A 9,644-nucleotide genomic window follows, 5' to 3' on the forward strand; every position below is an offset into this window, starting at 1 on the left:
AAAGGCAGACCATAGTGACTCTTATCCTTGAAGCGAAGCAATGCGGGTGTCGTTTAGAGCCAGCTTGCCATGAAGTTCAAATCGACTTGAGAACGTATCGTCGCTGGTATCAGCAAGGTGAAGTTCAAGCTGACAAAAGGCCAATATGCCTCAGACCTGAGCCTGCTAACAAGCTGTCGCAGGAAGAGCGTGATGCGATAATCGAGGTGTGTAACCGCTCTGAGTTTGCAAGCTTGCCTCCAACTCAAATCGTCCCGACACTGCTTGATAGAGGTGAGTATATCGCCTCTGAGTCGAGCTACTACCGAGTGTTGAGTACGCAGGGGCAACTTCACAAACGAGGTCGTCAGCGGAGAAGACAGAAGCAAGCGAAGCCAACCAGTTACACAGCGACGGACTCGAACCAAGTCTATACGTGGGATATCACTTACTTACCTTCAAAAGTTCGAGGCCAACATTATTACCTGTATGTCATTGAGGACATCTACAGTCGAAAAATTGTTGGTTATGAAGTGTATGAGCATGAATGCGGTGAGCTGGCGTCACAACTTCTGCAACGAACGTTGATGCGAGAGCAGTGCTTCAATCAAGCTCTGGTTCTTCACTCCGATAATGGTGCGCCGATGAAGTCGTTGACGTTCAAAGCCAAAATGGAAGAGTTAGGTATTACTTCATCGTATAGTCGCCCAAGAGTCAGTGATGATAACCCGTATGTTGAGTCATTGTTCCGCACGGTAAAGTACATGCCAAGCTGGCCAACGAAGGGCTTTGAAACAATCGATAGTAGCCAAAGTTGGGTTGAAGCCTTCGTACGCTGGTACAACACCGAGCACAAGCACAGTCAGCTAAATTACGTCACGCCTTCAGAGCGTCACAATGGAAAAGATAAAGAGATCTTGAAGCGTCGTGTAGAGGTATTGCTCGCTGCAAAACAGCGAAAGCCTGAGCGGTGGTCTGGTGATATCAGGAACTGTGCGCCTGTTGGTGACGTTCACCTAAATCCAGAAAGAGAAGCTGCTTAATAAGTAAGCAAATGATGACAACTACCTTGAAAAACACCGGATTTCTGTAGTTCTTTTTGTTGTTGTTCTTTTTCTGCATATTCAATGCGGCCAATCAATGGAAAAAGAGAGTTACTGTACTCATAAGCTCGTGCTGTCTTTTTACTTTCACTTCCTCTAATTACATTCGCAAATACAGTCCTGGCGTTAGAAAAGCGTCGGTGAAGTTGGGCGTAATCTGTGTTTAACTTTTCTTGTTCATTGGTGAACTCTTGGCGTAATCGTAGAATAGAAGACGAGTCCGGATACAGCTTGGTCAAATCAAGCGTCAATCGGTCTAAAATATCGATCTGATACACTTTGATTGGATCGGCAACCCAACCTTTCATTAGTGTGTCTAATTGGTTTACGACATTAGGTCTAACATCTTGAGAAATAGGAGCATATTCATATCTTAATGAATGTGCTATTTCATTAAGTTGTGAGATATCAGATGTGATGATTTGTTTAGTCAGATCTTTTAGTTGGTATTGCTTATAAAAGAAGTGAGAGGACAATGCTAAAGCAAGAAATCCGGCTAACAGGTAGACGACTAAATAATTAGAGGGTGTTTTATCGTCGACTTTCGATGTTGTTGCAGATTGCTTATTTGACACATCAATTTTAATGGTTGATGGTTGAGCCACTGGTGTTGGTTGTTTATTTTCTTCTGGAGCTCGGTACTTTCGTTGATTCTCTGCTTCGCGCAGGTTTGCTTCGGTCTCTTTATGTTCATCAACCCATTGCTTTAAGATTCGACGTACCCCACCTAATGAAGGTGCTTTTATACCGTAATGTAGTCTTAGTTCTTCTTCAATTCTCATACATAAGCGATGGCAAGTTTCGATCAGCAGTACGTCGTCGGGGTTTGTTTTAATCGACTTTATTCGTTTTTCTGTGTGTTCAACCATCCAGTCTATCGCCCCAATCCTTGCGTTTGATTTTGTAACTTCTGGATATGCGGTAAACCAATAAACGACGCATAAGTCCAGAATAGAACTGAGTCCTTCAGCTAAACCTTTTAAGCCATCATTATGTGTTGCTGCGACAGTAAAGTAGCAACTACAACGGAAATCTTTGCTGTTTTTCGAAAGTATCGTTTTTGAAAGAGACTGAACCTTTTTCCAAGAGACTCTCCCTGTCACCTTATTAAGGTTATTAATTTGACGTTTTATCTCTGTAAAATCATCTAATGCGTTTGGGTTAGTTCCGCTAGGCTTTTCTTCGTCAATAGGCCGTCTTGTGAAATCTGAGGAGAACATAATCTTGATATCCAACTGTATATATAACGAAATCGAAATTTAGCGATAACTAATAAATTTAGCCTCGCTTGTTTTTTATTTATATTTTTCAAGGATTCTATAGTCAAACAGAATAATTTGAATGTTAAAAGATTTGAAAAGTTCTTAATTTCAGCACTATGTGACGTTATTCACAAAAAGATCAAAAATGTAACAATTTACGACTAGGCTTTATAAAATTTCAGTGATGAAAGTCACATTTATGGTCTTTTTGGGGAGAAATAATATGAATCTAACTATTCCTACGTGTGGTTCTTTATTGATTAATGATTACTCTTGTCAATGATTGCATAAATATTAACTAACACTAAATTAGAAAAATGCTGTAAATGATTATGCTATAGGTTAAAGATAAAAAAGTGGCATGTTAGGTTTTTTGAATTTTGTAAATGCTAATTTTCTTGTATTGAACAACCTTCTTTCTTTGGATGGTTGTTGGTCGTTTGATTTTTCAATTATTGATAGTTTTGATTTTATAAATGAATTTTATTTGTAATTATTCGTAATGCATTTTCTTGTAGATATATCGTTTTTTTTGCTAGTTATAATGTCGTAAATGGCGGGTGTGACCGTCTCCTTATTGTAAAAGACATAATAATTGCTATCTTGCGCATCTAGTTAATATATGGATGAACTCAGAGGGAAGCATGCGAAACCTAAGTCAAATCGGTCTAATATCCACAATGTGTCTTTTTTCGTCCATCGCAATCGCGAAGGGTGAAAGATATGGTGGTTCAGTAAATATGCTGAGCATAGACACTATAGAATATGAAGAAGGACCGAGTGGCCAAGTAGATGCTCTGCGTTACGGGTTCGTCCATACACGTCCAATTGATGAAAGTAACAACCGATGGCGTTGGTGGCTAGGTTTTAATTATTTGGCTGAAGACGACATCGAAGCTCCAAAGAATGGCGTTTATAACGAGGTAACCAATTACGAATTTCGTATTGTGCCTCAGTATGCTTTAGGTAGCTGGTCGGTGTTCACACCTTATATAGGTGCAGGCTTGTCTTTAGGTTACTCGCAATACTCAAACCGTTGGAAAGTTGACGACCAAGGCTTTCGTTCCGGCGAACAACTTGAAGATATCGATCAATTTGAAGCTGGCGCTGTTGTGACTTTTGGTAGTGTGATCAAGTTAGGAAGTAACCCAGACGCTCATTTACAAATAATCCCGCAAGCTTCATACATCTTACCTTTTTATAACGAAGGTCTAGGTGGTGTCGAGTTTAGTGTTTCTCTTCTGTTTTAAAGGCTATTCATGCGTATAAATCAATTGGTTTTGGTGATCTCGAAGTGCCCTGAAGAATATGTTGGAGCTAAAAGTATCGAGATGCCTGAAGAAGGTGGATCTCTAGGGCGAGAAGCAGGTTGTACAGTGACTTTAACGGATCACAACCGATTCATATCTGGTACGCACTGTCTATTGAGTATATATGGAGACACTTATTACATTAGTGATGTGAGTACAAATGGCACATTGGTTAATGGTAATAAGATCCTTAAGAATCAGCCAGTCTCATTATGTGACGGCGATAGAGTGTCTTTGGGACAATATGAAGTGAGTATTTCTCTTGAGTTGGTAACGACTTCATACGACATAGCTTCTGAAATAGCACCAGAAAGAGATTCAACAGACCCTTTAATGAACTTGGAAGAGTCCGTTGTTGAAGAAGAGACAGAGGCAGGCACGCTAGAAGATCTCTTTATGGAAACGAAACCTGATGGTGTTGAGACCCATGATCCCGTCGAACACTTAAAATTCTCAATGCAAAGAGATGATGACTACCTTGTTAGAGACGAAAGCAACGATAAAAGCCTTACGAAGTCATCGACAGAACATCAAAGGCAAGTCGTTGATGACAGTCTGAGTATCCATTCTGAGTTTGACCTTCCTAGTTTGATTCCTGAAGATTGGATGGGGATGGAAGAAGAACAGCAGGCGAACCTGAAAGCTAAAGATGTCGCCGATGATCAAGCTAAGATATCGAACCGTTTAAAACCAGCAAGCGTTGAAGGTTCAGATCTTAAGTCAGATACACCTAACGGCAGTTCAGGGACTCTCAAAAATAAACTACCAGAAGTGCCACCTGTCACTATTATACCTCATTCTACAAACATACAGAGCCATAAGTGGGAAGAGGTGACACAAGAATTTGTCTCTCATACCGAACCCCAAGAGCAGCCTGTTGAAAGTGAGAGTAGAACTCAGAATAATATCGCATTGAGTGAAACTTCTTACGAACATGAAAATGTAACACATGCATTCTTTGAAGGACTGGGTGTTGATTTAGAGTCTGACACGAAATATGACGCTCTATTTTTTAAACAAATGGGCGCTTGTTTACGATTGTGTATCGATAATTTGTACAAAGATTTACAGAGTGTTGAAGAGCTTACTGACGAAAGTTCATTTGCCCACAATGATCTTAGCCTAACTACATTGATGTTAACGCTAAATAGTCAAAATCTATTGGCTCCAAATGAGCTAATTGAACAGATACTGGATGAACTTAGCGAGCACGATACCTTATATGCGAAGGCAATTAACGATTTGGTATTGGAGCAACTAAAAGCGAATGATCCTCAGCAGTTTGCAAACACTTTAAGCCAAGAGACACGCTTCCTTAGTAAGTCAAAGCTATGGCAAAAGTACAGCGAACATTATGAGCAGAATACTCGACAATTCAATGAGTCGACATTTAAAGCGTTGATGAAAGACAGATACAGTAAGGTTGCAAAAGCTGATCATGCGTAAACTTATAATCCCCATTACCTTGTTTCTATTATCAGGTTGCTCTATGTGGGAGCAATTTAAAGAATCATCTGGAATTACACCAGAAACATCTTCAATTGAACTCGTGATAGAAGCGTCAGAACTTCTCAATGTACGAGAGCAGGGACAATCTTCGCCGGTCATTCTGAGAGTTCATGAACTCACTTCACCTGTTTTATTTCGTAGTTTGGATTTCTTTGCTCTATTCGAAAATGATAAAGCGTCCTTAGGTGATGAGTATATTAAACGATATGAATACCAACTGCAGCCGGGCGATGAGCTACATGAGATTTTAGAGTTAGATCCAACGACGCGTGCATTAGGTTTTTCTGTGGCATTCAGAGATATTGATGGCTCGTCTTGGCGGAAGGTTGAAGTGATCGAAGAAAAAAGTGAGTACTTTCTGAGATTAAAAGTAGAGGGTAGTGAATTATCTTCGAACAATACTCGCGGTATTGAACAGACGTATTTTTAAGGAACTGACGAATGTCTTTATATAACCCAGTTGTTTGGCAAGATGGTATGTTCATGAAGCCTCAACACTTTCAGCAACTCGATAGGTCTCAAGGCAAGTTATCTAACATGCTTAGCTCTAATAGCTCTCCCTTACACTGGGGAGTGAAAAAAATTGAGATTAACACTGAGCTACTGGCACTTGGCAAAATCGGGATCACACGAGCAGAAGGTATCTTACAAGACCGTACTCCATTTGATTTACCGCTTCTTGCTGAGCTTCCAGAAGTAAGAGATGTTGACCCTTCTATTGCGGATAAAGTGGTGTATTTATGCTGTCCACTGCCATCAGAACGATCTGAACTCTTTGGCGGAAATGGAGACGGTGCTCGCTATAACATGGAAACCCAAGAAGCCGTAGATGCATGTTATGAATCAGAAGATATGGCAAGTATTGTGGTGGGTAAGCTTAACTTTTTCTTAATGTACGATCATGAAGATAAGAGCGCATATACATCAATTCCCATTTTGAAAATTTCGGAAGTGAAGCCAGACGGAAGCATCATTCTGGATGACAACTATATTCCGACGTGCATTGATATTCACGCATCTACAGTTTTGAGCAAGTTCGCGACGGAATTCGCGTCAATGCTTAAACACAGAGCCGAATCGATTGTTCAGCGTTTAGGTGTGGTTGACCAGCAGGGCGTATCGTCTGTTGCTGATTTTATGTTGTTACAAGCCTTGAATCGTTATGAGCCGTTGTTCTGGCATTTTGCAAGTGTGGAAGGCGTTCACCCAGAGTCATTTTATCGGATCCTGTTACAAGCGGAAGGTGAATTATCTACACTGTGTTCCGCATCTCGTAGACCACAAGAGTTTACAAAATACAACCATAGCCAACTGACCGATTGTTTATCTCGTACGCTTGATAGCGCGAAAATGACATTAAGTGTTATGTCAGAACAACGTGCAATACCTTTAACATTGAGAGAGCAAAGCTATGGAATTCGAACTGCAGCAATTCCAGACAGTAAAATTGTCGAATCTACGACGTTTATTCTTGCTGTTAAAGCAGACGTACCACTTGATATTCTGCATACGCAGTTTGTAAGCCAAACCAAGATTGGTTCGATCGACAATATTCGCGATCTAATTAACTTACAATTGCCGGGTATTGAAATGAAACCAATGCCAGTGGTACCTAGAGCGTTGCCTTATCATGCCGGATATACCTATTTTGAGCTCGATAAAGCAAGTGACGAATGGAATGCATTGAATAACACCGCAGCAATCGCAGTCCATATTGCTGGCGACTTCGCGAACTTATCACTACAGCTTTGGGCTGTACGTTTATGAGTTACGCCGAAAACGACGTCACCGTAGTACTATTTCAACCAGAACCAGGCAAACCAATGGAGGTTATGCCTGCACCTGATTTATCTAGAAATATTGCGGTAAGAGACCTAAACGTGGAGAGCATGGGTGTTAACCCGTTGGTCGATCAGTTTACTTGGTTAATAGCCAGTCTCTCATGTATGTCTTCGATTCCTTGGTTGGACGATCCTGGTCCTTTTAGAGAACAAGTTGCACGAGAAATTCGTAAAGGTGAACGAAAGCTCAATGAAATGGAGTTGGATCGAGCATCAATATTGGTCATACGCTATTGCTTATGTGCTGCGATAGACGAATCTGTATGTCGACAAGAGTGGGGGGCGAACAGTCATTGGAGTACAAATAGTTTGTTGTCTGAGTTTCATAACGAAACATCGGGTGGCGACAAGTTCTTCACCATCTTAGAGCGCTTAAAAGCTGACCCTCGAAAATACAGACACGTTATCGAATTCCTTTATTTATTGCTTCAACTTGGGTTCAAAGGCAAGTACGGCCGAGAAGAGCGCGGTAACGAAAAGCTTTCAGACATAGGAAACACAATTTATCGCTTAGTCCGAGACGAGCGTTTAGCCGAACAGGAAAAAGTAACGTTAGTTAACTTAAAGGCGAAGTATTTAAAAAAACCGCTCAAACGGGTTATTTCTCCTAAGTTAATTCTTGGCGTCAGTACAGTAATCTTTGGTGTTATGTATGCCGCGACTTACTTGGTCATTGACCTAAAATTTCAGCAGCTTCTGGATGTGTATCAGTAGCATCAGATTTAATTGTGAGATCTTCTGTCCGTTTTTAAAAATAGACTCGAAGTAACAGTCTCATCCTTCATTTTCACTACGTACTTAGAGAGATTGCAGCCTGCGATCTCTTTTATCATACATCTATTGGAATTTAATTGGATTTACTATGGGCGTAACAGTTTGTGCGAATGGACTCAGCGTAGTTCATCAAGGCTCAGGAGGAGAAGCGAACGCAACACTCCCTGATGTTTGTTTAACAACAGTCGGCAAACCTGTTGTTCCTATCCCTTATGGTAACAATGCAAAGTCCGCCGATTTAGTAGGCGGCACCACGACCGTCTCTATGGATGGCGGTAACAGCATTGCTATTAAAGGCAGTAAATTCAGCGCCAGTACTGGCGATGCAGGTGGTGATAAAAAGGGCGTAGCCTCAGGCACTATTGAAGCCGAGGCCGAATTCATATCAGCTTCTCCTACCGTTAAGTTCGAAGGTATCGGTGTATGCCGCCTTTCTGACCAGATGACTATGAACAAAGCCAACACCATGTGTTTAGGCGGCGCGCAAAACCCTTCGGTTTCTGTGACGGAAGATCAGGAAGGGACGTATACGGTAGACCTGTTTCTTTCTTATTCTGATGGAGAGCCTGTTCAAGGGGCTACATATAAACTGATTGATCAAACCGGCGCTTCCTTTGAAGGTACATTAGATAATGTAGGCAAAGCTTCGGTGAGTGGGGTTGCACCTGGTGAATTTAACATTGACTATGGTGAAGATAGTCGCGAATTCATGCCAAACATCCCAACTAAAACCAACCCTAATTTCAACCCAAATGCGAATGCCCAATTAATTATTGAAGAAGCCAAACGAGGTGAGGTTGGTTTCTGGGAAAATTCTTGGAAGAGAATGTCTGGCGCTGCCAGCTGGATCTGGGGGGTAATTTTAGGTGACTTTAATGATGATGCATCGGTAGAGCAAATCATTGCAAACACAGCGCTGACAATGATCCCCGTCGTAGACCAAGCAGCAGATGTACGAGACCTTTCAGCAAATATCATGACACTATTAAGTGAAGAAGAACGAGATAAGCCAGAAAATTGGTTGGCACTGTCTTTGACTTTGATTGGCTGTATTCCAACGTTTGGTAGTGCAGTTAAAGGTACATGTAAAGTCGCTTTGAAAGGCGGGAAGGGTACATCAAAAGACACATTACTTGCGGTACTGCGTGGGATGGGTAAAGGTGACCCGGAAAAGTTCTTACGTACCCTAAAATGGGTTGATTACGCCAAACAGGCTAGCAACATTGTATCGGATGTTCTAAAACCCTGTATTGAAGTGGCCACCGAGTTGGCTTCATACGCCAACAGAATGGGTGCGGATGAACTAGCAGAATACTTCTTAAAATTGGTCGACGAAGTGAAAATCATCGATAAGATGGTGCCAGACAAATTAAAAGAAGCGATGGGCGAGTTTGAAAAACTTTTTGCTCGAATCTTAGATAAGGGCGAGAAAACCTATCCAGCAAAAGTAAAACACAACACAGGTGAGTCTGCTCAGTCAGGAAAGAACTCTGCAAAGGCGAATGAAGAAAAAGATAAAAACTCTGGCCGATGTAAAATATGTAATAAGGAAATAGGAAAACTTAAAACACAGTGTATCGGACATAAATTAATAAAGGCATAAATATTATGGGTAAATGGAATAAACTGACGATAAGTAATCTTAGTCGACATCCTAAAAAGGCTGTGGGATTTAGGTCGTTTAGTGAAAACTGGGCTCCTATTTGTGAAATGTTTGGAAATTCAATTCATTCTCACCCATGGATTACCAACTCTACAAACAAAGATTTGTCTGTAAAAGTCTTGGCTCCCCATCATATAGTTTCTATATCATCTCTAAACTATATAAATAAAAATTACAAGAAGATATTAAGCAGATCTCTATAT

9 protein-coding genes are annotated in these 9,644 nt (G+C 40.9%); 8 read left to right on the top strand and 1 reads right to left on the bottom strand.

From position 1 onward, the window contains the following. On the top strand, nt 1-1,022 hold a 1,022-nt coding region (locus AB4623_RS22480; RefSeq protein ID WP_372147406.1), incomplete at its 5' end, for an IS3 family transposase. Here the strand turns inward: AB4623_RS22480 and AB4623_RS22485 are convergent. Then, nucleotides 1,019-2,302, bottom strand: coding sequence for a type VI secretion system ImpA family N-terminal domain-containing protein (locus tag AB4623_RS22485; RefSeq protein ID WP_372147407.1), 1,284 nt, complete (start codon nt 2,300-2,302; stop codon nt 1,019-1,021). The genes AB4623_RS22480 and AB4623_RS22485 overlap by 4 nt on opposite strands. A gap of 686 nt (nt 2,303-2,988) precedes the next feature. Between AB4623_RS22485 and AB4623_RS22490 the strand changes: the two genes are divergently transcribed. The 7 genes from AB4623_RS22490 to AB4623_RS22520 all read left to right on the top strand — a co-directional run. Then, nucleotides 2,989-3,594, top strand: coding sequence for a hypothetical protein (locus AB4623_RS22490; RefSeq protein ID WP_029235799.1), 606 nt, complete (start codon nt 2,989-2,991; stop codon nt 3,592-3,594). A 9-nt stretch (nt 3,595-3,603) separates the two neighbouring features. Beyond that, complete coding sequence (locus AB4623_RS22495; RefSeq protein ID WP_372147408.1) at nt 3,604-5,100, top strand: FHA domain-containing protein; 1,497 nt, start codon at nt 3,604-3,606, stop codon at nt 5,098-5,100. Continuing rightward, the gene (tssJ, locus tag AB4623_RS22500; RefSeq protein WP_029222546.1) at nt 5,093-5,593 is read left to right on the top strand and encodes a type VI secretion system lipoprotein TssJ; all 501 of its coding nucleotides are present in this window, start codon (nt 5,093-5,095) and stop codon (nt 5,591-5,593) included. The genes AB4623_RS22495 and tssJ overlap by 8 nt, the downstream gene beginning before the upstream one ends. A gap of 11 nt (nt 5,594-5,604) precedes the next feature. Then, nucleotides 5,605-6,930, top strand: a complete 1,326-nt coding sequence (tssK, locus tag AB4623_RS22505; RefSeq protein WP_017062572.1) for a type VI secretion system baseplate subunit TssK — start codon at nt 5,605-5,607, stop codon at nt 6,928-6,930. Next, nucleotides 6,927-7,718, top strand: a complete 792-nt coding sequence (icmH, locus tag AB4623_RS22510) for a type IVB secretion system protein IcmH/DotU (protein ID WP_029224648.1) — start codon at nt 6,927-6,929, stop codon at nt 7,716-7,718. The genes tssK and icmH overlap by 4 nt, the downstream gene beginning before the upstream one ends. Nucleotides 7,719-7,866: 148 nt before the next feature. Next, on the top strand, nt 7,867-9,381 hold the full coding sequence (locus AB4623_RS22515) for a PAAR-like domain-containing protein (protein ID WP_372147409.1): 1,515 nt from the start codon (nt 7,867-7,869) through the stop codon (nt 9,379-9,381). Nucleotides 9,382-9,386: 5 nt separating this feature from the next. After that, nucleotides 9,387-9,644 (top strand): hypothetical protein (locus AB4623_RS22520; RefSeq protein WP_372147410.1); only part of this gene is annotated, 258 nt, incomplete at its 3' end.

This window comes from Vibrio sp. 10N.222.52.C12, assembly GCF_041474215.1.
Classification (GTDB): Bacteria; Pseudomonadota; Gammaproteobacteria; order Enterobacterales; family Vibrionaceae; genus Vibrio; species Vibrio crassostreae_C.